Genomic DNA, 22221 nt, shown 5'->3' on the forward strand with positions numbered 1-22221 from the left:
TCGTCAAGGTATAAGACGTCATTTCAGTTGGTGAGTCTGCGGTGACATATGAGGGTTGCGGCGATGGCGGTGAAGGCGAGGAAGTGTTCTGGCTTTCGCTCATAGCGGCGGTGGAGACGTCGGCAGCCGGACAGTCAGACACGGTCCGCTCGACGACCCAGCGGTGCCGGCCCAGCCGCTGGGATGACTCGGTGCCCTTGCGGGCGATGCGGTGCCGGATGCCGCGGGAGGACAGCCGTCGTCGCAGGTGCCGGTAGTCGTAGCCCTTGGCTCCGTGCAGTTTGCCGGGCCGTCGGCGTCGCGGCCCGCGGTGGGAGCGGATGGGCGGGATGCCGCAGACCAGCGAGATGAGTGCCTGGCTGTCGTGAAGGTTGGCGGCGGAGATGCCAAGCGACAGGGGCAGGCCCCGGCGGTCGACGATGAGGTGGATTTTCGATCCCTTCTTGCCTCGGTCGGTCGGATTCGGTCCCGTCAGCTGCCCGCTTTGAGGGCGCGGACGCTGACGGAATCCTTCCAAGCTCGACGTCCCGTACGTGCTGGTCGAGCATGTCTCCTGGCTCATCTAGACCCGAAGGCGTGAACTTCGCTCACTGTGACGGAAGTTGAGTTGCTTCGACCAGGCCCTGCTGACACTGGCCCGCTTTCGGAAGAACGAGACGTTCGCACAGGCCTGCGACGGGTCCGGGGTGTCGGAGGCGACAGCCGGGCGCGACGCCAACGAGACGCTTGAGGTCCTGGCCGCCTGGGCGCCGGGCCTGCACGAGGCCCTGGTAGGGCTGGGCGAGGGGGACTTCGTCATCGTCGACGGGACGCTCATCGCGACCGACCGCATCAAAGCGGATGAGCCGTACTACTCACAGAAGCACCGCAAGGACGGCATCATCCAAGCGGGCCTGACCCGACAGACCCTCGTCCTCGCCGACCGGGCCTACCGGGGCGCCGGCGCCACCGTCCCCCTACTACCGCCACCACGAACAGCCCGAGCACTACCAGGACTGCGACCATGACCACGCGCGGCTGCGGGCTCCCGGCGAACGCGCCTTCGCGCAGCTGGAGCCCTGGCGACTGTTACGGCGAGCTCGATGATCCAACCGGCGTATCGGCACCGTCGTCCAAGTCATCCACGCACTCTTGACCTGCGACTATTCAGGATGAAAGAGGCTCACTGGCCCACGCTTCCAGCCTTCAGAGGTTTGGGACGGCCGTTGCGCCAGGGCTTCGTGCAGCCGCTCGGCATCGTGCTCATGATCGACTGGGCTCGGGAGAGTGAGCGGTGGCTGGGCCCGGCCCCGCGAGGACGTGGTCACGGGTCGGTGAAGGCCAGCACGGTGTTGTGGCCTCCGAAGCCCAGGGAATGGCTGAGGGCCAGGCGGACGGGGTGGGGGCGGGGGAGCGGGGCGATGATGTCGATGCCGGTGGTGGCGTCGTCGGGAGCGGTGAAGTTGGCAGTGGGTGGCATGGTGCCGTGGGCGATCGTCAGGACGGTGAGGGCGGCCTCGATGGCGCCGGCGGCTCCCATGGTGTGTCCAAGGGCTCCTTTGGCAGAGGTGACGGAGGGGGGCCGACGGGGGTAGAGGTCGCGGATCACCGTGGCCTCCACGCTGTCGTTGAGCGGGGTGCTGGTGCCGTGGGCGTTGATGTGGTCGACGTCGTCGGGGCCGGCCCCGGCGTGGGCCAGGGCGGTCAGGGTCGCCGCTCGCAGGCCCACTCCTTCGGGGTGCGGGGCCGTTGCGTGGTGGGCGTCGCTGGTGCTGCCGTGGCCGGCGAGACGGGCCAGTGTGCGGGCGGCGCGGGCATCCGCGTGGTGTCTGCGTTCGAGGACGAGCACGCCGGATCCTTCGCCCAGGACGAAGCCGTCGCGGTCCTTGTCGAAGGGACGGGAGGCGCGGGCGGGGTCGTGGTTGCGTCGGGACAATGCGCCCATTTTGGCGAAGGCGGCGGTACACAGGGGGGTGACCATGGCGTCGGTGCCGCCCGCGAGGGCGATGTCACACGCCCCGGCTTCCAGGAGCAGGCAGGCGGTGATGAGGGCGGTGGCGCCGGAGGCGCAGGCTGTGGAGGTCTGCAGGGAGGGGCCGGTGACGCCGAGGTCCAGGGCGAGATGACCGGCCGCCATGTTGGGGAGGAAGGCGGGCATGGTGAGGGGCGACAGGGCGGCGGGCCCGATGGTGAGGAGCTTGTGATGCTGGGTTTCGAGGGTGTCGATGCCGCCGGCCGCGGTGCCGATGACCACGGCCACCCGGGCCGGGTCCCAGTCGGCCGGGTTCAGGCCGGCCGCGCCCAGGGCTTCCCGGGCCGCGGTCAGCAGGAACCGGGTGCCGCGGTCGTAGCGCCACAGGCGGCCCCGGCCGGATGGAAGGGCGGGTACGCGGCAGGACATGGCCACCGGCAGGTCGCTCAGGACGGGATCGGGGTGCGCGGTGGGTCTGCCGGCACACACCGTCTCCCAGGTGGCCGGGGCGCCGATGCCGCCGGGCGTCACGAGTCCGACGCCGGTGACGGCGACCTCGTCCTTCACTGCACGGCCTGGTGTCCCGGGGCCGGTTCGCCCGCGTCCAGGAGTGCGGTCACCGCGCGGGCCACGTCGGTGACGGTGAGCTCGCCGGAGGCGCCGGAGTCGTCGAGCGGGATCTGCCACTCCTCCTGGAGGGTGACGTAGAGCTCCACCACGGCGAGGGAGTCCAGTTCGAGAGCGCCGAGGGTGGCCTCCGGGGTGATGCGGTCGGGGTCGACTTCGAACTTGTTGTTGAGGAGGGTCACGAGGCGGTCGTAGACGCGGTCCACGGGTGGCTCCTTGAGAGGTCGGGGGTGCACAGGGGGGTGGTGTCCAGGTCGGTGGGCGGTGCTTCGGTGTGGGGGACGGCGCTGGGCCAGTGCAGGGCGACGGAGGCCCATGTCAGCCCGCCGCCGAAGGCGGTCAGCAGTGAGCGCGCGCCGGGCGCGACGGCCTGGTGCACGGCCGGGTCGGCCAGGACGAGGGGGATGGAGGCGGCCGCGGTGTTGCCGAGGTCGCGGATGTTGCCGAACCGGTGGGCGGACGCGATGCCCAGGCGGTCCGCGACGGAGTCCAGGATGCGCTGGTTGGCCTGGTGGCCGACGAAGGCCCGTACGGTGTCCGGCGCCCAGCCGGCTTGCCGGAGTGCCGAGCCGGCGGACTGCGTCATACGGCGTACGGCGTGGGCGTAGACCGCACGGCCCTGCATCTGGAAGTGGCGGTCCTCCGGGGCCGAGGGCGGCAGGTGCTGTGGGTGGCGGGAGCCGCCGTGCGGGACGGTGATGAGGTCGCTGCCGCTGCCGTCCGCGCCGAGGTCGGTGGTGCTCAGGGCCCCGGGTTCGTCCGGGATGCCGGGGCGCAGCAGGACCGCTCCGGCGCCGTCGCCGAAGATCGGCGCGGTCGCGCGGTCGGTGGGAGCGACGATGGTGGTGTAGGCGTCGGCTCCGATCACCAGGGCGGTGGTGCAGGCGCCGCTGCGGATGAATGCGGCCGCCGTGGCCAGCGCGTACAGGAAGCCCGAACAGACGGCCGCGAGGTCGAAGGAGGGAATGGTGCCCAGACCCAGTCGGTGGGCCACGGCGGGGGCGGTGGCAGGGCAGGGGTGATCGGGTGTGGTGGTGGCGAGCAGCAGCATGTCGGGGCGCAGGTCGCCGGCGGAAGCGAGCGCCGCCCGTCCGGCGCCGACCGCGAGGTCGCCGGTGCTGGTGCCGGGCTCGGCGTGGCGGCGGCGCGCGATGCCGGTGCGGTCGCGGATCCAGGTGTCGTCGGTGCGCAGGGCGCCGCGCGCGATGACCGTGTCGTTGTCGACGACGCGTCGCGGGAGGCAGGCGCCGATACCGGTGACGACGACGGTGGTGTGCCGGAGGCCGGAACTGCTGTCGGGCATGCGGGAGTTCATGTGGTGGCGAAGGGGGAGGCGGGCTTGGGGTGGCCGGCCAGGCCGCCGTCCGGTACTGCGAGTCCGCCGTCGACGACGAGTGCGTGCCCGGTGACGAACGACGCGGCCGGGGAGGCGAGGAAGAGCGTGGCGCCGACGACCTCGTCCGCGTCTGCCCAGCGGCCCATCGGGACGTGGCTGGTGAGCCAGTTGGACAGTGGGCCGGTCTCGCTGGCGAACGCGGTCATGTCCGTGCGGGTCCAGCCGGGGCACAGGGCGTTGACTCGGATTCCCCGGCGGGCCCAGCCGACCGCGAGGCTGCGGGTGAGGGAGAGTTGCGCGGCCTTGGTGGCGGCGTACGCCTCCATCATGGGGGTGCCGACGAGTCCGGCGACGGAGGACATCAGGATCAGGCTGGCGCGGCCGGAGTCGGCCAAGTGCGGGTGGGCGGCCCGGCACAGGGCGGCGGTGGCGTTGAGGTTGACGGTGACGACGGTGTCCCAGTCCTGCTGGCGAGCGTGTTGGAGCGGTGCCAGCAGGGGGGCGCCGTCCTCGGCCGTGGGCAGGGTGCCCGCATTGTGCACGATCACGTCGAGGCCGCCCAGCGCGGCAGCCGCCCGGTCCACCATGTCGGCCGCCACGCCCGGTACGGCGAGGTTCCCGTCGAGGGCCACCGCCTTGCGTCCCCGGTCCTCCACGGCCTTGAGGGTGTTGTCGAGCGCGGGCAGGGTGCGGGCGGTGACCGCCAGGTCGCAGCCCGCGTCGGCGAGGCCCTCGGCGACGGCTTTGCCGATGCCGCGGGAGGCGCCGGTCACCAGCGCGCGTGCGCCGTCCAGGCGGAACAGGTCCAAGGCGTTCATGGGAGCACTCCTTCTGATGCGGGACGTGCAGCGGGGTGTGTCGAGGTGAGGGCGGGCGCTCCGCTCCAGGTGAGGAGGGCGCTGCCCCAGGTCATACCGGCGCCGAAGACGGCCAGCAGGACGCGGTCGCCGGCCCGCAGTCGGTGTCCGGCGGCGGCGCGGGCGAGTGCGTAGGGTGCGCTGGCGGCGCCGATGTTGCCGACCTCGTCGCCGACGACCACCAGACGGTCGGCAGGGATACCGAGGTCGGCGCCGATCCTCCTGAGCAGGACGGGGTTGGGCTGGTGGGCGACGACGCAGTCGATGTCCTGGATGCCCAGCCCGCCACGGTCGAGGGCGTCGGTGATGAGCCGGGGGAAGACATCGGTGATGAACCGGCCGATGGTGCGGCCGTCCATACGGATGCAATGGGCGCGGTCGCCGAGGGTGGCCGCGCTGGCCGGGCGGCGGCTGCCGCCGGCCGGGATCAGGACACGGTCTGCGAGGGCACCGTCGGAGCCGAGGCTGAAGTGTGTGAAGCCCAGTCCAGCCGGTACCGGCCCCAGGACGGCAGCGGCGGCTCCGTCGGCGAACAGGACCGCGGTTCCCCGGTCGGCCGGGTCGAGGAACTTGGAGTACGCCTCGACGCCGACCACGACCGCGTACCGGATCTCCTCGTTGCCGCGCAACCAGTCGTGCGCCACTTTGGCCGCGAACAGCCAACCGGAGCAGGCGGCGGCGACGTCGAGGGCAACCGCGTGGGCGGCGCCCACCGCCGTCTGGATCCGGCAGGCGGTCGAGGGCCCCAGTTCATCGGGGGTGGAGGTGCCGCAGACCAGCAGCCCGATGTCGGTCACATCGATGCCGGCGGCCTCGGCCGCCGCGCGGACCGCGTGCGCCGCCAGATCCGAGGCGGCCTCGTCGGGCGCGGCCACGTGGCGTTTGAGCACTCCGGTGCGTTCGCTGATCCACTCCGCCGTCACCCCGGCATCCCGGGCCACCTCGGCGTTGGTGCGCACGGTGGGCGGCAGGTGGGTGCCCATGCCGAGGACCCCGATGCGGCGCTCGCCCGTCATGCCGTTCCTCCTCGTGTCCAGGTGAGCGTGGTGGGCGAGGCGGGGTCGCGGTCCACCGGCGCGATGTCGTCGGGGTGGGCGAACACCTCGGTCAGCAGCGGAAGATGGGGCCGCACCTCGTCACACAGCCGGTCAGAGACGGCGGACAGCGCCTGAATGTCCGCCGGGCGCAGCGTTTCGAGAGCAAGCAGGGAACCCGACCAGCGGCGGGCCGCCGCGACACCGTGCAGGGCCGCCAGCGGCCGCAGGGAGCGGACCAGGTCGCGGTCACGGGTTCCGGCAAGAACGCGGGTGACGTCCTTGGCCACGAGCGCGTTCGCATAGATCTCACCGAGGAGACCGGCGTCCTCCAGCAGCGGGTTCCATGCGTCGAACGGAGTGCCTGCCTCTGCGGCGCGCAATCGCTGAGTGAGGTGCCGGGTCAGGCCGTATTGGTGGCGTCGTACGACCGCAGGCCACCAGTGCGCAGACGTGGGCGGTGTGTCGGCCGGCGGCGGGGGCTCTGCTTCCCGCCCGGCACCTTGGCCTTCGACAAGGGCGCGTCCGATGTCGTAGAAGATGAGCTGGCTGTCCCCGCCGGCCGCGTCGAAAGCATGGTGGAAGCCGTGGTACGCGCCCAGCCGGTTCACATCCAGGTGTCCGGAGAAGCCGCAGCGGCGCTGGCATTCGGCCGTGACGCGGGCGGCCAGCCGGACCGCTGCGGCCTTGTACGCGGCCAGTGGCTGGTTGACGGCGGTCCACGGGGTGAAGCTCATCTCCGGACCGTTGCGGTCCGAGGGGCTCGCGCGGGACTCCTCCCACAGGGCGCGCGCGCCCCGAGCGGCACAGGTCAGGGCGAACGCGTCGGCGAGCGCGCCCAGCACGGCACGCTGCTGGGTCCGGTACGTGAGCAACGGCACCCCTGGCGCCAACTTTCCCTGGGTGCTTCGCCCTTGCGCGTAGGTGACGGCTTGGACGGCGGACTGGCGGCTGGTGGCGGCCGCGACCGCCGGCATGGTCGCCCACAGCCCTTGGCCCACGCGCAGGGTGCGTTGCAGGCGCCGCTCTGCGAATCCTGCGGGGTCGTGGAAGGTGCCGTCGGGGGCGATGCCGGCGCCATCGGCGAGCCAGTGGGTGTGGGGCAGCCGGAGATGGTGAAAGCGGACCTGGACGTAGTCGAGGGGCAGCGCGCCCAGGCCGATGGGGGAGGAGACCTCGATGCCGGGCAGCAGCCCCTCGTCGTCGGTGAGATCGGCGACGAATGCGAAGACCCCGCGATCGGTGCCTTCGGTGACCAGCCGTGCGAGGACCACCGCCGTCTGCGGTACGTCCAGGGTTCCGGCGCTGCCGAACTTGGCGGCCCGCGCGTCCGGGGTGTGCAGGACGAACTCGCCGGTGGACGGGTCGAGTTCGGCCCGGGTCCGGGTCGCGAGGTGACTGTTGGCCCCGCCGGCCTCGGTGATCAGGTAGACGCCTTTGGCCCGGCCGGACCGCAGGGCCTTGACCCGGGACATCACGTCGCCGGATCCGTCGCCGAGTTGGGTGATGGATCCCAGGCAGAGCAGGTGGTGGACGAGTGCCGCCAGGCAGAGGGAGGGGTCGGTGACCGCTGCCCAGGCGTGGGCGGTGGTCAGCCGCGCCGGATCGTCGAAGAGGTCGTAGGGCAATGTCTCGCCCAACAGGCGTAAACGGTGCAGCAGTTGTCTGCCTCCGACGTCGGCCGGGACGTCGGCGGTGAGGGCCTGGTGCAGGTCGGAGAGGAAGGCGGCGTCGCAGGGGCCGTGGACGAGCCGCTGGATCTCGTCGCGGGTGGCGGTCGGCAGGGACGCTAGGGGCATCGCTGGTCCTCCAGGACGGGGAGTGGGCCTCACCAGGGAAAGTCGGGTTCGGCAAGGGGGGCGTGGACGGGCACGGCGGGGTTCGTGGACAGGACCGTGCGGGCGCTGGAGGCCAGGGCGTCGCCCGTACCCGCTTCGAAGAAGACGTCCGGCCGGTGCATGGCCGCCTGGCGCAGCACAGTGGGCACCACAGCCGGCCGCACCAGACAGTCCGCCAGGCGCCGGGGCAGGTCGTCGTCGGGGCGGTAGTGGCGCCCGGCCACGGCCGAGTAGACCGGCACGCGGGCTTCGGCCAGGGAATAGGTGCGGACCGAACTGGCGAACACGTCGGACTGGCCGGCCAGCGCCGGGTGGTGGGAGGAGAACGGCAGCCGCAGCCGCACGGTGGTCACCCCGGCGTCGTCGGCCACCTTCTCGACGCGGGCCAGCGCCGGCACGGGACCCGCGATCACCGCGGACCGGTCGTCGTTGACCACCGCCACCACTGCGTCCGGCGCTCCGGCCCGTTCCAGCAGTCGGCGGGCGGACTGCTCCGCGCAGCGGAGCAGGGTCAGCCCACCGGGACAGGAGGCCAGCACGACGGCGAGATCATGGGCCACACGGGCGCCGTCGCGGACAGTGAGGACACCGGCGGCGGTCAGCGCGGCGATCTCCCCGAAACTCACCCCGACGACCGCCGCCGGTGCCCCATAGGTGGTGCTCAGTGCCTGGTGGACCGCCACCGAGGCGCCGTACAGGGCGAGTTGAGAGGAACCTGTGGCCGCCTGGGCCAACTCGCGCCCGCGGGGCGGCTGCTTCCCCAGCAACCAGGGACCGAGGGGCCGCAGGCCGCGCTCGACCGCCACCTCGTCGATCCGCTCGAAGACCTCACGGACGGCCGCGCCCGTGCCGGGGACCCGGGCAGCAAGGGTCAGGGATCCGACGGAGAAGTCTCCCTGCCCTGGGAACAGATGGATCACGCGCCGCCAGGAGGATGCAGGCGCCGGCTCGTGTGGAGGGCTGGTGCGCATCTCGTCCTTCCGTTCGGACAGGCCGGTGGTGCACGAGGGGCGTACGGGCGGCCCCGGATGCGCCCGCGGTGCGCACTGTGTGCTGCCCCGGGTGGCGCCGCATCCTGAGCCTGCCTGAACGAAAGCGCTTCCACCGCCTATGCGGGCGGCAAGCGTGTTGAACACATGCGGACGTTGAACGGCAGTACTTGCCAAGGGATGAGCGGGCAGGGAGAGGATGTGCGATCGCCCCGTACGCCGAACCAGGCCCTGCGTCACCTCCTGGCCGAGGCCGGGTGGAGTGGCGCCCAACTCGCGCGCCGCGTCAACGCACTCGGCGCCGAGCGGGGCACCCCGCTGCACTACGATCGCTCCACGGTCGCCCACTGGCTGGCCGGCAGCCGTCCCCGCCCGCCCGTGCCGGCCCTTGTCGCGGAAGCTCTTACCCGACGTCTCGGCAGACCTGTCCCGTTACAGGACACTGGACTGCTCGACACCAGGCAGCCGGGACACGGCGCCGGGGCGCCGCCCGGTGAAGGGAGCGCCGTGGAACGCCTCGACCGGATAATGCGTGACACCGACCGCCGCAGCCTCGCCCTCGTCGGCGCCTATTCGCTGGCGGCATTGACGATCCCGACCGGTCCGCCGACCGCCGAAGAAGGCCGACCCGCCGCGATCGCCGCGCCGGTGTCCGTCGGCCCCGCGCACGTTTCCTCCGCCAGGGAACTGCTCACCGTGTTCTCCCGCAGCGACATCGTCTTTGGAGCTGGATCGGTGCGCGAACCCCTGCGGCAGTATCTGTCCACCACGCTGCTCCCCTGGCTCAGAAGCGACATGAAACCCGCCGTCCGACGTGACCTGTTCACGGTGGCCGCACAGCTCACCTATCTCTGCGCGTTCGCCCACTTCGACATGAACCGCCACGCTGCGGCCCAGCGCCTCTACCTCACCAGCGTCGATCTCGCCCGTGAAGCGGGCGACGCCATCGGCTGTGCGCTCGCCCTGCGCGGCCTCAGCCTGCAGGCCCACGAACTGGGACACCGCACCGAGGCGGACCAACTCGCCGAACACGCCGTACAGACCGGCGCGCGGCACGCCCCGCCGCATCAACAAGCCTTCCTCCTCGGCCAGCTGGCCGTCGCGCAGGCCGCCAGGGGCGACCGCCGCCACACCCGCCACCTCCTGGCGGCCGAGCGACGTCTGGAACAGTCGTCGGACGGCGCCTCCGCCGTCGGCGCCTTCCACGCCGGCTCACTCGCACTCCAGCGGGCGGCCGTGGCCAAGAGCCAAGGCGAGCACCGTAGGGCTGCCCGGGAGCTTTCCCTCTCGCTGCGTCACCGGCCCGTCGACGAGCGCCGCTCCCGGGCGCTCGGCCTGGCCGAACTGGCCGAAACCCAGCTGGCGGCCGGCCATCTGGAACAGGCATGCCGGACCTGGCACGACTTCCTCGACATCCTTCCGACCATACGCAGCGCCCGCACCGACGACCGCCTGCGCGCTCTGACCTCCGCCATCCGCCCGAACGCCACGAACCCCTCGGCCGCAGCGCTCCTCGGGCGGGCACGCCACACGCGGCTGCAGAGCCGGCGCACGGGCCCGTTGGAGTGAAAACCGCGGGCACGAGGAGGGGCGGGGCGGCATGAACCTGTTGGATGACGGTGCCGTTCCTGCGATCCTTCGACCCCACCAGGAAGATGAACCGAAGCGTCCTCACAGAAGTACTCCACTCCACCACCCTGTGCGTCACCCCCGGCAGCCTCACCGTGGCCACCTCCTGGCGACACCCCACGCGCGGCCTGGTCGACTGCCCCGCGCATCGTCTGCTCGCCGCACACGCCCGCCACTCCGGCTTCGGCGCCGACTCCCGTTCCTTACCGAACGAGGACCTCCGCGACGGCCTCACGGCGGCGCCGGCAACGGTCTTCACCGTCTCCTACGAACGGCCCGAAGGCGGCCATCGCGGCCTTGCGCTCGCCGCCCACAGCGACGACACCACCGCGCTCGCCTTCGCCCGCCGTCAGATCGAGTCCTGGCGCGTTGTACTGCGCACCAGGCGAGTGCTCTACGTGACCGCGCAGAACCCCCTCGGCCCGGGTCCGTCGAACGCCCCGGTGCCGGCGCAGACTTCCGGAGAGCCCCGCGACCGGTGGCGGATCTGCGGCTGCCCCGCCAGCGTCCCGTGCTCCTCGGCCCAGAACGCGGAACGCGCACTGCACCGGTTTCTGCAACGGGGGGACGAGGTGGTCGTCGTGGGCACACCGGCCACCGGATCCGGCGCATGGGCCGGCCGGAACCTCCAACGAAACCCTCAAACGGTCAGTACGCCGCAGCAGGCCGAGACCCTCGCCGTCACTGACCCCGATCGCCTCGCGTTCGTCGTCGCCCCCGGCGCCGTTGTGTCCGAGGCGGCGGACATCCTCAAGGTCCTGCGCCACCGTCATCCGCGCCTGCGGGGCCAGCATCCGAGCGAGTGGTGCTACACCATGGACGACCTGAACACGGTGATCGGAGCAGCACTCGCCCAGTCCGACATGCTCCTGGTCGTCGGCCGCGACACCAACCCCGCAGCCAGAACGGCGATCGCCCGGGGGACTCGAACCGCCCTACGTGTCCGCGCCGTGACGACGCTGGACCGCCTGCGTCCGGAGGACATCGACGCCGCGACGATCACGGTCGTGGACGCCACAGCTGCCGGGCGGGGCCTCAGGCAGGTGGGTCAAGCCCTGGACGGCCTGGGCCCCGCAAGCCATGTCTGGCGGCAGGTGCACTCCTTCAAGGAAACGTCACAGCCTGCCGTCCGTGCGCTCCCCTCAGGATGAAGCGCCTCAGGTCCAGGGCCGGACCGAGAAGACGGCCCGTCCTTCTTCGTCACGCCATCAGGACGATCGCCGGGGCCTCCGTCGGGCTGCGGGAATTGGGGCGCCAGCAGGAAGGCAAGCACACCGGCGGCATCCCCTACGGCCGGGTGAAGCCGGCGCTGTCGCCCGCGGTACCAAGACCTGCCAAGGCATGAACGAAGGGCACATCGAGGACGAGACAGGGACGCGTATCAGCCTGCGAACCCTGCGCGATCGCGCGGTGGCCTCCGGCGCCCTGTCACCACCTCTGTGACATAGGACGGCCACCTCGACGACATTGAGGCGGCGCGCTGGGCGGCGGGAACACGCCGCCGCTCGTGTCGCCAGAGCCAGAGGTGCAGACCGGCCGGGCGACCCTGGCGGAGATCGTCGGTGCACCGGCCCCATGACGCATCACACGCGCCCAGTTCATGCCTGCCGTGCACGACGACTCGCCCCAGCGGTGGCAGCCCACGCCCGCCACCGCAAGGCCGCCCCCGCCTCGCCCCGAGTACCGGACCGCACCACTGACGATCACGTTCTCGCGGACGGACCAGGCCCGGTGACAGCCGTCGCACACCGCGCACCCCACGGTCGGGTCCTTGCGCGTCCGCGTTCGTCCCGGACCAGCGCAGAACTCGCTCAGCGGGCGCCGGCCTGCGCCTCGGCGGGCCGCCCGAGCGGCGCGACCGCCTCTCGGGCGGCTCGCTACGAGCTGCTGGAGTCGATCGCGAAGGTGGGGCGGTAGGAGGGCCGGTACGGCAGTGGCGGGTTGTCGTGGCGGGGAGAGGCGGTGCGGAACGTGGCCAACGCGGAGAACGCCGGGAAGCAGGCGATCGGCTTGTGCGTTGTGCTGACGCATGAGCCTGCGATTTTCGCTGATGGGTCCCGTACGAGCCTGGCGCGACGAGGAGGAGATCGAGCTGGGGCCGCGCCAACAGCGGTCGGTGCTGGCGGCGTTGCTGCTGAACAACGGCGTCCGGCTGAGCAACGACCAGCTGATCGGCATGGTCTGGGACGAGCCGACGCCGAGCGCGGTGATGGCGTTGCGGACGTACGTGTACAAGATCCGCAAGGCGCTTCCGGAGCTGGAGCTGAAGTCCAGGGACGGCGGGTACACGGTCCGCGCGGAGATCGTCGACGGCTGCGACGGCGAACCCCTGGAGGGCCTCCGAAGTGCCTACTTCGACGCGCAGCGGGTGCGGCTCTCCGACCACCGGCTCAAGGCGCGTGAGGACTGCCTGGAACGCGAGTTCGACGTACTTCAGCTGCAGGCCCATGTCGCCGCCTTCCCCCTCAGGGAGCGTCCCCGCGCCCTCCTGATGCGCGCGCTCTACCTGGAGGGCAGGCAGGGCGAGGCACTCGACCACTTCCACCGGGCACGCGCCCTCCTCCGCGACGAGCTCGGTCTCGAACCGGGGCCGGAGCTGCGCAGGGTCCACGCGCAGATCCTCAGCGGCGATCTCACCGCGCCGCGCAGGCCGGAGCAGCTGCCGCCGGACCTGATCGACTTCACCGGCCGTGCGGAGGAGATCGCGCAGGCTCTGCGGACGTTGCCGGGCACCGTGGGCATCACCGGTATGCGGGGCAGCGGCAAGACCGTGCTGGCCACTCGGATCGGCCACCTCGTGAAGGGCCGCTTCCCGGACGGGCAGATCTTCGTCAGGGGCAGGGATGTCGCCGGTGAGCTTTTGCGGGCGGTCGGTGTGGAGAACCCCGTCGGCGACAGGGCCACGCTGTGGCGGGAGAAGGCGCGCGGCAAGCGGTTCCTCGTCGTGGTCGACGACGTGCGGGACGCGGCCTCCGTGCGCGATCTGGCCACGCCCGGCTCGGCGATGATCCTCACGAGTGTCCCCACGTTGCACGAGCTGCCCGGCGTGAGCTGGGTGCGGATCGCCGGGCTGACCGAACGCGAGGCACGGGAGTTCTTCCGCAGGACCGTCGGACCGGTGCGCGCGGACGCGGAACCCGAGCAGGTCGAGGAACTGCTGGCACACCTCTCGCGACTGCCGACCCCGATCAGAGTGGCCGGCGGCAAGCTCGGCTCCCGCCCCGACTGGACGATCGAGATGTTCCTGCAGCAGATGCGGCGGGAGGGCAAGTCCGCCGACACGCTCCCGTCCGACTGCGCCGCGATGCTGGCCCCGATGATCGCGGCCGATCAGGAGCTCACCGATCCCGAACGGCATCTGCTCATGTGTTTCGCGCGCCAGGACACGGAGGTGATCGACTTCCACGAGGCGACACGGATGTCCGGGGCCGACCCCGGTGAGGTCGAGCGGGTGTTGGAGTCGCTCGCCGGGGTCCACCTCATCGAGCCGCTCGTGCTCGGACGCTACCGGTTGCCGCGGTTCGTGCGCGTCTACTTCGCGCTGCTGCGCACACCGGCGTCGGTCAGCTGAGGGGCGAGTGAGGGGCGAGGCGAGACGCAGCGCGTCGAGACCGCGCCACTCCCTTCCTCACCTCCTGACCAGGCGGTATATACGGAATTTATGCGCCGACGATCGAGCGGGGCCACGTTTGCACACATGTCAACCAAGGAACTTCAGGGCAAGAAGGCACTCGTCACCGGCGCCACTTCGGGCATCGGCCGCGCGATCGCGGTCAAGCTCGCAGAGTCGGGTGCCACCGTCTATGCGACCGGGCGCAGGGCCGAACTCGGCAAGGAGACCGTCGAGCTGATCGAGCGGGTGGGCGGTACGGGCCACTTCGTCGTCGCGGACGTCGCGAACCTCGACGACGTCCGCAGGCTCGCCGCGGAGGTCGGCGAGGTGGACGTGCTCGTGAACAACGCGGGCGTCTTCCCGTTCTCCCCGACCCCCGAGCAGTCGCTCCACGACTACGAGCAGATATTCGACGTCAACGTCCGCGCGACCTACTTCCTGACGGCCGCGCTCGTGCCGGGCATGGTGGCGAGGAAGAAGGGTGCGATCGTCAACGTGTCGTCGATCGCGGGGCAGATCGGCACCGCTGTGGGCTCCGTGTACCACGCTTCCAAGGCCGCGATGGACTCGCTCACCCGTTCGTGGGCCGTCGAGTTCGGTGCGGCGGGCGTGCGCGTCAACTCCGTGGCACCCGGTCCGATCCGCACCGACATGGCCGTCGACACGGCGGGCGAGATCTTCGAGGCGTTCAGCCAGAGCACGCCGCTCGCCCGGGCCGGCGAGCCCGAGGAGATCGCCGAGGCCGTGGCGTTCCTGGCCTCCGACAGGGCCGGCTACATCACCGGTGCGGTGCTCCTCGCCGACGGCGGCTACGTCGCGACCTGAGGTGTCGACCGGATCGGCTGGGTAGTCGTCGCAGTCATCGTCACCCTCGTCGTCTCATCGGCCCCCTGCCGCGGGGCAAGCTGAGCCGGGAGCGGAAGAGATACCTCCGGCTCATGCAGCTGGGCTACGGCAACAATGAGGCGAGCGGGCTCGTCGGCATCAACCCTCGGGCCGGTCGTGAGCGGCGCAACGGCCGGCCCGAGGGACGCAGGAAGCGCCCCCGGGTTGTCGTTTGGGTGGTGGTGGGGGTGGTTGGGTCAGCGGCGTTGGAAGGCGTGGTTGAGGACGTCGGGGGTGACCGCCATCCCGAGCCGGTGCCCGTGTTCGGAGGCGAAGCGGTAGTGCACGCCGGCCCAGATGCGCGCCTCCAGGAGTTCGGCTGTCGCGGCCTTAAGGCTGTTGTAGTGGCGGGTGGTGCCGGAGGCGGGGCTGTATGCGGCGAAGGTGAGGTTGTCACGGCCGAAGAACGTCCCCAGGGCTGTCATGACCGCCGTGGTGAAGCAGGCGTGGCCGGAGGGGTATTCCGGTGATGGGGCGGTGATCCGCAGGGGTGTCCAGTCGGGGTCGGGGTCGGTGGCCGGGTTGCCGTCGGTGCCGGCGAGCGGAATGGCTGTCACCGGGCGCCAGAAGTTCCAGTGGGCTTTGGCTTTGTAGCAGGCGATCAGGGTGTCGGCGGAGGCCACGTACACCATGGCGAGCAGCCGGGCGGTCTGGAGGTGGTTGAGGCGGTGCGTGGCGGCGAGTTGCCGGGTGATCGACCATTCGACCATCTGAGGGTCGTCCCACCAGATCGCCGCTTCGGTCTGGTCCTGGGTGCGGATGGTGCTGGCGGCCGCGCCGAGGCTCTTGACCTCGTTGAGGTCGCGGGCCCAGGCGGCGCCGGTCAGGACCGGCGGGGGCTTGACCCGGTAGGCGCCGGCGTCGGGGACGACGAACGGTTTGAGGTTCGGCACCCAGGCGCCGACGTTGACATAGCCGGGCGGGGTGAGCCGGTACTCGCCCGGCTCGGTGCCGACGGTCCACGGTGCGGTGGGGTCGAAGCCGTCGTCTCGGCGGCTCTCGGTCATCGCCGCGGCGGCGGCCCGGCCGACGGCCACCCCGCCGTCCTCGGCGCGGCCGTCGGGGATCGCGGCCAGCGCCTGGTCGTACCGGGCGTTCAGCGACTCGGCCTGTCCGGGGAAGAGCCACAGCAGCGTGTCGTGGGCGGCCGCGGCGACCGCCGCGGCGGTGGAGTCCCCGGGGCGGCTGCGGGGCGCGCCGACCAGGGGCTCGTAGGGACGGCCGGCGACGGCGTTGACCGCGTCGTACACGGCGCCCTGCACGATGGCGAAGCTGCGGGTGCCGGTGGTGGGCGACTGCTTGGCGGTGTCGTAGATGGCGCTCTGGGCGTGGATGTTCCAGGCGATGACGGGACTGCCGCCCGGGGCGGCCTCCGCGCCGCCGCGCGCCTCGGCGGTGGTGGCCGTCAGCGGGACGGTCAGGGCGAGTACGGAGAGGACCGCGATACGGCGTAACCCTCTGAATGATCCGGCGAGCGGACGTGGTGTCACGAGACCCCCAGGGGCTTGTCGGTGACAGGTTGTCCGAGCCTATCGGCGGAGGTTAAGTCTTGTCGTTACATCGACAATCATCGGCAGTCCGGCGGGGTTCACACCCGCGATGTCCGCCACCTCGGCGCCGACTGCGCGGGCTCCGGCCGGGAGCACCCTCTCGGAGTGCTCTCCGGGCGGGCCGGTCGGCCGTGGTGGCGAGGCCGGCAGCCGGGACTACAGGTGATCGGGCCTGGGCCGCTCGGCACACCGGCACGCTCCTGGATGGTCGGCCTCAAAACATGCGACTGACCGTCCGAAAGCAACGCCCCCGTCCCGGTGCCCAGTTGAGGATCAGAGACGCAAGGCCTGCGGATCACGTGCTTCGCGGCCAGCACCCGACACCCGCCCATCGCCGAGCTCCAGCTCGGTCACCGGCTGCGGGCCGAAGCCCTGGAAGTCCCCCGTGTCGCGCTCGTCGCCGCTTGCTTGCGGGCTCAACCCGGGAGCGGGCGCGAGTGATCAAGGTCCCGAACTCCCGCCCTGCCCACAGGGGCAAGGTAGCTGTCAGTGACGTTGAGGCCGTTGGCTTGCCGACTTACGGGTCGGTGAATCGCGCAGGTCGGAGTGCTGGGAAGCATGAGAGTCCGACACAAGACGGGGTCTGCGTTCGGGACGAAGCCTGAGCCGCAGCCCAGCTCCTGGCGCAGGTACTGCCACTGGGTGCCGGTGTGCAGCAGGTAGAGGATCCCGCACAGCACCTCCCGGTCCCGCAAGGGCTTGCGCTCCGGATACCCGGAAGCGGCGCTCACGCTGCGGCGGCAGCGGCTCCAGGCGGTCTCCCCGCTCGTCCGGGCGGGCTGCTCTGATCCGCACCGAACGCCACCCCTCGTTGGTGATCCCCTGACCTTGGGAATCCTCGCCCGCCCCGCCGGCACCGTCGACCGGGTTCGGAAGGGGGTCCTGACGATCGTGCAGGCCGCGTCGGCCACCCGCCTGTCGAGAGGGACAGCTGCATAGGCCGGCCGCGTCCAGCGCCGGGCCATGGATGACCGATCGGCACTGAAGGTGCGCATCTCCTTCTGAGCGCGGTGGTCGGCGGCGCGGGGCGTGGGTTCTCCGTTCCGCGCGGTGTCCTTGTGGTGTGTCAGGCGGCGCGCCTGACATGGCGGACCAGCCACAACAGCAGGGGATCGAGGTCGGCGGCGGCCGTGAGGACCCGGTCGACCGCTTCGGGGGTGTGCAGCCACTGTTCGCTGCCGAGGGGACGGGCGGCGATCAGTGAGCGGTGGCGCAGCAGGTGCGTGCGGGGATGGTCTGTCGGATAGCCGCGAGGGGGGCGTTTCATCACGTCCCCGGAGACGTCGTAGCCCTTTTTCCGTACGTCTTCGATGATGGCGGACAATTCGCGGCCGCTGCCTTCGGCGGCCACGGCTGTGCGGAACGTGTCCACCTGGCCGGGGTCGGGGTACCACCAGGCGCCCTGGATCCGCAGGCCGTCCAGGTCGAACCGGAGTCCGATCTCGATCTTGCGGCCGAGCCGGATCACCGCGCCCTGGTGCTGCCACCACCAGGAGTTGGTGCGGTAGTGCCAGACGGAGAAGTCCTCGTAGCGGGGGTCGGTGTCCGCGACCTCGTTGAGCAGGGCGATCATCGGCTGCCGGACCAGGCGCTCGCGGTCGGCGCGGTGGCGCTCGCGTATCGCGTGGGCCGGTTCGCCCTGGAGCTGCCACAACACATCCATGGCCTGTTCCGGCCAGCCGGTGAACTGTCCGCGCATGCGCGGAGGATAGCTCACGCCTGATCCGCGCGCGGGAAGAGTGAGAACTGATGCCATGGCGGAGATCGTTGAGGTGCGGCGGGAGGACCGGGAGCGCCCGAAGTACCGGAGCCGGCCCAGCGGGGCAGGTCCTGGACCTGTGGCGGTGTTGACCGAGTCTGTGCAGCAGGCCGAGGCTTCCTGCGGCGCGGATGGTCGCGTCTCTCGGCTGGAAGGCTCAAGTGTTGCTCTGAAGTGGGCGGGGAGAGGGTTGCTCGCTGTCCTGCCGGGTGACACTGCCGGCAGACGAGACGTCAAAGGGGGCTGGTATGGGGAGGGTGTTGCGGCGATCCGTGGGGGCGGGGGAGGAGGGCCGGGTTCTGGACGTCTACGAGGTCGCTTTCCTGGCGGGCGGAGCCCAGCGGGTGGTGGACAGTGCGGTGATCGCGTTGTCCGATCGCGGGCTGCTTGTGGTCCGGGTCTCGCGGGTGCGGAGGGTGGGGGAGGAGCAGCAGGCCCGGCATCCGGTCGAGCGGGCTGTGATCGCGTCCTGCCCGCGCGGCGGGAGTATCGCCGCCCTGGCTCTGCACACCGCGGTGCAGCGTTCCGGGGAGGTCGAGGAGATCGGCCGCAGGCTGGCCGCATGGGGTTTGTTGAGGGATTCGGGGCGCCGGATGACCCGGCTGGGCAGGCGGCGGCTGCGGGCGGCCGAGCAAGACGGGAGCCTGCCGGCGTACGTCTTGGGCGGTGCTGCTGTCCTTCCGGACGGGCCGGTGCGGCGTGGGGTCGTCGGCGCGCAGCCGATTCCGTCGGGTCTGGGCCGGTCCCTGATCCGCATGGGGAAGGCTCTGGACCGCGACTCCGACTCCGCCTGGGATTCGGACGCCGGCGCGGGCGGCGGGTTCGGCTGCGGGGGCGGGGGCGGCAGCGACTGAGCCCCCCCCGCGCCGGCTCGAGATCCCCCCGGTTTGTTGGCGGAGGGCGCGGTGGCGCCCGGACAGCGCCGCCCATGCCGCGATCCCGGATCAGCGCGCTGACCCCGGATGCAGTCTGACGGATGTGGGGGGCGCTGCGGGGCACGGCTGTCAGGGTTGTCATCCAGCGTGTCCCCGCATGTGGTGCGGGAGGCGTACCCGGCTACCAGCGGGGACCGCTGACTGGAATCCCGGCCGGTGTGCGCGCCGGTCCCGGAGCCGGGGGGTTGGGAACCCGGGTCCGCCGCCACTCCGCCACCGGGCAGGCCGGCCCGGCGGCCGCGCTTTCGTCTGCGGCAAGCGCGGGCAGATCCCCCTCAGGGCCGCCGCGACCAGCGCCCCCCCAGGGTCGCCCCGATGGTCCAGCGCCCTGTGACGCGGCCGCGTGCACGACCGGAGCGGGCTGCGCGCCGGGGGCGTCGCCGAACGGTTTCACCGGCACCCCGGCGTGACAGCGGGTTCCCGCGACCAGGCCTTTGCCGCGCCGAAGAAGCCAGGGCCGCCTGCCAAAGAAGCACCGTAACCCGAGATCCATGACGGGACGGCTGTTCGTCAAGCCATCACTCGCCGCATCGGGCGGCCTGTGTTCCACGCCGTCGGCCGGCCAACGTCGGGCGGTCCTCTGCTGCTGGTTCTGGAGCTTGCGACGCCCGTGTCGTCGAACAGGATGACCGGACGGTTCGCGGCCGGTCAGTCCGTCACCGCAGGATCCCAGTGATCCATGCCGCCACGGAAATGCTGCAGGAACACCAGCGGTGTGCCGGTCTCGGCGCCGCAGCGCCGGTAGGCGTACCGAATCCCGTACGCCGTGACGAACCGCGTCGGAGCCGTCACAGGGGAGAGAGGCGGTGTGTGAGTCGGTCGGGTCGTCGTCTTCGGTTCCTACTTCATCAGCCGCACGGGAGAACCCGCCTGGAACGCGGCGATGTCCTCGACGGAGTCCTGACAGAAAATCTCGTACAAGTCGCGGTTCACGAATCCAACGTGCCCCGTGAGCAGCGCGTTCGGCAGCGCCCGCAACGGGTGGTCCGCGGGTAGCGGCTCGGTGTCGTACACGTCGAGGGCGGCCGCTCGGATCGCGCCCTCACGCAGGACGTCGATCAGGGCGACCTCGTCGACGACCGGTCCGCGTGAGGTGTTGACCAGGAGGGCCGAGGGCTTCATTGACCGGAGTTCCGCCGCGCCGACCAGCCCGCGTGCTCGCTTGCTGAGCGGTACGTGGATCGAGAGCACATCGCTTTGCACCCCGACTGCCTCCAGCACAACCCGTTCATCCCCCCGGTCAGGGCCAGGCTGCGAAAGTTCATCGCGGACCTGCCCGACGCCAGCCGGTACGAGCCGGGAGCGATCGTCGCCGAGGGAGACCTGGTCATGATCCACGGCAGGTACTCCGGCAGCACCGAGGAGCCCCTCGTGGTGGTCGACATCTTCCGCTTCGAGGAGGGCCTGGTAGTGGAGCACTGGGACGTCCTGCAGGACGAAGTGCCCGCGAAGGACGCGGTAGACCGGCGGGCGGCAGGTGGTGCGCGGAGCCTGGGAACGGGCCCGAGGGGTCTGCGGTGCCGACTCGGCGCTGGAGTTCGGGGCCGACGGCCGGTTCGCCGTCATCGCCGAGGGCCGGGCACAGGTGTGGGACGTTCGTACCGGTGGCCGGTCCGCCGAAATCCGCGACCCGGGTGTGCTGTACGCGTCGTTCAGCCGGGACGGGGAGTTCCTCGCGACGTTCGGCTCCGCCGGCGAGATCAGGGTGTGGCGGCTGTCCGCCCCGGTCACCCCCGTCCTCCGCCACCCCCTCAACAACCAGAACCTGCACGGTCGCCTCGCATGGGACCCCGGCTCACCCGCTCTGCGCTACCTGGAGGGCAGCACCGCCCACACCCTCGACCTGACGGCGACCGTCACCGCCGTCTGGCGCGACCGGCCCATGGACGGCGTACTGCTCAGCCCCGACGGCCGCGTCTTCGCCACCGCCGAACGCACGGGCACCGGCTTCGCCTTCGAACTCCGCACCACCGACGACGGCCGCCTCGTCCGCACCTTGCCGTCCCCGCCACCGCCCCAGCCGGTCCCGGCCGCCGCCTCCCACGGTCACCACGCTCCCCATGCCCCTCACGGTAAAGCGCCGGCCCCGCCCCTCGCACCGGGTGACGTCGTCCCACAGATGGCGTTCAGCCCCGACGGCAGCCGGTTCGTCTACGGGGTCACCGCACCCGGCAAACGGGCCGCTCCGCAGCGGTTCACCGTCTGGGACCTGACCCGCGACCGCGAACAGACCGCGCTGGACCTGGCGACGACCGAGTCCGCCACCGCGGTCACCGCCCTCGCCCTCACCCCCGACGGCCGCACCCTCTTCACCGCCCGCACCCCGGCCGCCGGCGAGCTGAGCAGCGAGCACTGGGACGTGGCCGACCGTCGCCGGACGAACGTCGTCACCGGGCCCGGCCTGGCAGGCACCCGCTTTCAGCTCGCCCCGAACACGGAAATAATCGTCGGCGACAACCGCGTCGCCCGCCGGAGCACCCGTCAGAGTGCTGCGCTCGACCTCGTCCAGGGCGACCACATCAGTGCGCTGGCGTTCAGTCCCGACGGCAGCCGCGTGGCGGCCGGCGACCGCACCGGCCGGGTCGCCCTGTGGGACGGCGACCTGCGCCGCCGTGCCGGTGTCCTGCGCAATGTCTTCCCGGCCCCCCTCGGCGACACACCGGAGGCGGTCAGCGCCCTCGCCCTCAGTCCCGACGGCCACACCCTCGCCGTCGGCGGCGACGCCGGCACCATCCAGCTCTGGGACACCACCACCCAACAGCCTCTCGGCGGCCCGCTCCCCACCCCCGGCGAGCCCATCGACTCCCTCGCCTTCAGCCCCGACAACACCACCCTCTACGCCGGCGGCGGCCACGTCCCCCTCCACCGCCACACCGTCGACCCCACCCCCGTCATCGGCCACGTCTGTGCCCGTGCCGGGAACGAAAACCTGACGAGGAGCGAGTGGGACACGTACGTACCGGACGCGCCGTACAGAAGGGTGTGCGACTAATGCGATCACAACTGAAGACAGTCCCTGGTGCTGTGTTCGGTGATTGATCTGGTGGTCGGCAGGGATGAGTTGACGGATGAGGCGTAGAGCGGATAGCTCCGCCGCTGCCGGTTGCTGAAGGTCGGGCGGCCCTGGCCGGGGACCCCCGACAGGTTGTCAACGGCGTGTTGTGGCGATTGTGACCGGGGCGCCGCAGGGATCTGCCCGAGCGCATGTGCCGACCTCA

The 22221-nt window shown here is 71.5% G+C and carries 16 protein-coding genes and 6 pseudogenes; 11 read left to right on the top strand and 11 right to left on the bottom strand.

The genetic code is table 11. The annotated features are described in order from the left end of the window. Positions 1–23 precede the first annotated feature (23 nt). Positions 24–510 (bottom strand): annotated as a pseudogene (locus K4B79_RS44625) (IS5 family transposase); the annotation flags it as partial. A gap of 8 nt (positions 511–518) precedes the next feature. On the opposite strand from K4B79_RS44625, the pseudogene K4B79_RS44630 reads away from it, so the two are divergent. Continuing rightward, a pseudogene (locus tag K4B79_RS44630) lies at positions 519–1155 on the top strand (transposase family protein); the annotation flags it as partial. A gap of 148 nt (positions 1156–1303) precedes the next feature. On the opposite strand, the gene K4B79_RS44635 reads toward K4B79_RS44630, so the two are convergent. Genes K4B79_RS44635 through K4B79_RS44665 form a run of 7 tightly spaced genes read right to left on the bottom strand, consistent with a single transcriptional unit; the run spans position 1304 to position 8563 of the window. Further along, positions 1304–2518, bottom strand: a complete 1215-nt coding sequence (locus K4B79_RS44635; RefSeq protein WP_232033188.1) for a beta-ketoacyl-[acyl-carrier-protein] synthase family protein — start codon at positions 2516–2518, stop codon at positions 1304–1306. Next, positions 2515–2784, bottom strand: coding sequence for an acyl carrier protein (locus tag K4B79_RS44640; protein WP_232033189.1), 270 nt, complete (start codon positions 2782–2784; stop codon positions 2515–2517). Before K4B79_RS44640 ends, K4B79_RS44635 begins: the two co-directional genes overlap by 4 nt. Continuing rightward, positions 2757–3881: a beta-ketoacyl-ACP synthase III gene (locus tag K4B79_RS44645; RefSeq protein WP_232033190.1), complete on the bottom strand. Its 1125-nt coding sequence runs from the start codon at positions 3879–3881 to the stop codon at positions 2757–2759. Before K4B79_RS44645 ends, K4B79_RS44640 begins: the two co-directional genes overlap by 28 nt. An 8-nt stretch (positions 3882–3889) precedes the next feature. Continuing rightward, complete coding sequence (locus tag K4B79_RS44650; RefSeq protein WP_232033191.1) at positions 3890–4732, bottom strand: SDR family NAD(P)-dependent oxidoreductase; 843 nt, start codon at positions 4730–4732, stop codon at positions 3890–3892. Beyond that, complete coding sequence (locus K4B79_RS44655; RefSeq protein ID WP_232033192.1) at positions 4729–5787, bottom strand: 3-oxoacyl-ACP synthase III family protein; 1059 nt, start codon at positions 5785–5787, stop codon at positions 4729–4731. The genes K4B79_RS44650 and K4B79_RS44655 overlap by 4 nt, the downstream gene beginning before the upstream one ends. Then, on the bottom strand, positions 5784–7604 hold the full coding sequence (locus K4B79_RS44660) for an acyl-CoA dehydrogenase family protein (RefSeq protein WP_232033193.1): 1821 nt from the start codon (positions 7602–7604) through the stop codon (positions 5784–5786). The genes K4B79_RS44655 and K4B79_RS44660 overlap by 4 nt, the downstream gene beginning before the upstream one ends. 29 nt (positions 7605–7633) lie before the next feature. Continuing rightward, entirely contained in the window at positions 7634–8563 is a 930-nt protein-coding gene (locus K4B79_RS44665) for an ACP S-malonyltransferase (protein WP_232033194.1), read from the bottom strand. Between the two features lie 270 nt (positions 8564–8833). Between K4B79_RS44665 and K4B79_RS44670 the strand changes: the two genes are divergently transcribed. The 5 genes and pseudogenes from K4B79_RS44670 to K4B79_RS48895 all read left to right on the top strand — a co-directional run. Further along, complete coding sequence (locus tag K4B79_RS44670; protein WP_232033195.1) at positions 8834–10201, top strand: hypothetical protein; 1368 nt, start codon at positions 8834–8836, stop codon at positions 10199–10201. Positions 10202–10287: 86 nt separating this feature from the next. Next, entirely contained in the window at positions 10288–11412 is a 1125-nt protein-coding gene (locus K4B79_RS44675; RefSeq protein WP_232033196.1) for a 4-hydroxy-3-methylbut-2-enyl diphosphate reductase, read from the top strand. A gap of 878 nt (positions 11413–12290) precedes the next feature. Continuing rightward, complete coding sequence (locus K4B79_RS44680; protein ID WP_232033197.1) at positions 12291–13832, top strand: AfsR/SARP family transcriptional regulator; 1542 nt, start codon at positions 12291–12293, stop codon at positions 13830–13832. A 126-nt stretch (positions 13833–13958) separates the two neighbouring features. Beyond that, positions 13959–14699 (top strand): SDR family NAD(P)-dependent oxidoreductase, encoded by a 741-nt coding sequence (locus K4B79_RS44685; protein ID WP_232033198.1) that lies wholly within the window; start codon positions 13959–13961, stop codon positions 14697–14699. Positions 14700–14716: 17 nt separating this feature from the next. Further along, a pseudogene (locus K4B79_RS48895) lies at positions 14717–14920 on the top strand (hypothetical protein); the annotation flags it as partial. Positions 14921–14956: 36 nt separating this feature from the next. Here the strand turns inward: K4B79_RS48895 and K4B79_RS48455 are convergent. Next, a complete protein-coding gene (locus tag K4B79_RS48455; protein WP_232033199.1) occupies positions 14957–16249 on the bottom strand; it encodes a vanadium-dependent haloperoxidase in 1293 nt (430 codons plus the stop codon). Positions 16250–16461: 212 nt separating this feature from the next. On the opposite strand from K4B79_RS48455, the pseudogene K4B79_RS48900 reads away from it, so the two are divergent. After that, positions 16462–16702 (top strand): annotated as a pseudogene (locus K4B79_RS48900) (IS1380 family transposase); the annotation flags it as partial. 673 nt (positions 16703–17375) lie between these two features. On the opposite strand, the gene K4B79_RS44705 reads toward K4B79_RS48900, so the two are convergent. Further along, a complete protein-coding gene (locus K4B79_RS44705) occupies positions 17376–18008 on the bottom strand; it encodes a DUF2461 family protein (RefSeq protein ID WP_232033200.1) in 633 nt (210 codons plus the stop codon). 308 nt (positions 18009–18316) lie between these two features. Here K4B79_RS44705 and K4B79_RS44710 point away from each other — a divergent pair, with 308 nt between their 5' ends. Then, the gene (locus tag K4B79_RS44710; RefSeq protein WP_232033201.1) at positions 18317–18922 is read left to right on the top strand and encodes a TIGR04222 domain-containing membrane protein; all 606 of its coding nucleotides are present in this window, start codon (positions 18317–18319) and stop codon (positions 18920–18922) included. 921 nt (positions 18923–19843) lie between these two features. Here the strand turns inward: K4B79_RS44710 and K4B79_RS44715 are convergent. After that, positions 19844–20224: an NAD(P)-dependent oxidoreductase gene (locus K4B79_RS44715; RefSeq protein WP_232033211.1), complete on the bottom strand. Its 381-nt coding sequence runs from the start codon at positions 20222–20224 to the stop codon at positions 19844–19846. Between K4B79_RS44715 and K4B79_RS48460 the strand changes: the two are divergent. From K4B79_RS48460 to K4B79_RS44730, 3 genes and pseudogenes are all read left to right on the top strand, one after another. After that, positions 20180–20362: pseudogene (locus tag K4B79_RS48460) on the top strand (hypothetical protein); the annotation flags it as partial. The gene K4B79_RS44715 and the pseudogene K4B79_RS48460 sit on opposite strands and share 45 nt — an antisense overlap. Before the next feature lie 121 nt (positions 20363–20483). Continuing rightward, positions 20484–21995, top strand: a complete 1512-nt coding sequence (locus K4B79_RS48465) for a WD40 repeat domain-containing protein (protein WP_232033202.1) — start codon at positions 20484–20486, stop codon at positions 21993–21995. Between the two features lie 51 nt (positions 21996–22046). Beyond that, a pseudogene (locus tag K4B79_RS44730) lies at positions 22047–22207 on the top strand (transposase); the annotation flags it as partial. Between the last annotated feature and the right edge of the window lie 14 nt (positions 22208–22221).

Origin of the sequence: Streptomyces lincolnensis, assembly GCF_021173675.1 — a bacterium.
Classification (GTDB): domain Bacteria; phylum Actinomycetota; class Actinomycetes; order Streptomycetales; family Streptomycetaceae; genus Streptomyces; species Streptomyces lincolnensis_B.

Coding starts and splice junctions, on each gene's coding strand:
- K4B79_RS44645 (WP_232033190.1), bottom strand. CDS start 3,881: ATGCCCGACAGCAGTTCCGGCCTCCGGCACACCACCGTCGTCGTCACC.
- K4B79_RS44650 (WP_232033191.1), bottom strand. CDS start 4,732: ATGAACGCCTTGGACCTGTTCCGCCTGGACGGCGCACGCGCGCTGGTG.
- K4B79_RS44655 (WP_232033192.1), bottom strand. CDS start 5,787: ATGACGGGCGAGCGCCGCATCGGGGTCCTCGGCATGGGCACCCACCTG.
- K4B79_RS44660 (WP_232033193.1), bottom strand. CDS start 7,604: ATGCCCCTAGCGTCCCTGCCGACCGCCACCCGCGACGAGATCCAGCGG.
- K4B79_RS44675 (WP_232033196.1), top strand. CDS start 10,288: ATGAACCGAAGCGTCCTCACAGAAGTACTCCACTCCACCACCCTGTGC.
- K4B79_RS44680 (WP_232033197.1), top strand. CDS start 12,291: ATGAGCCTGCGATTTTCGCTGATGGGTCCCGTACGAGCCTGGCGCGAC.
- K4B79_RS44685 (WP_232033198.1), top strand. CDS start 13,959: ATGTCAACCAAGGAACTTCAGGGCAAGAAGGCACTCGTCACCGGCGCC.
- K4B79_RS44705 (WP_232033200.1), bottom strand. CDS start 18,008: ATGCGCGGACAGTTCACCGGCTGGCCGGAACAGGCCATGGATGTGTTG.
- K4B79_RS44710 (WP_232033201.1), top strand. CDS start 18,317: ATGGGGAGGGTGTTGCGGCGATCCGTGGGGGCGGGGGAGGAGGGCCGG.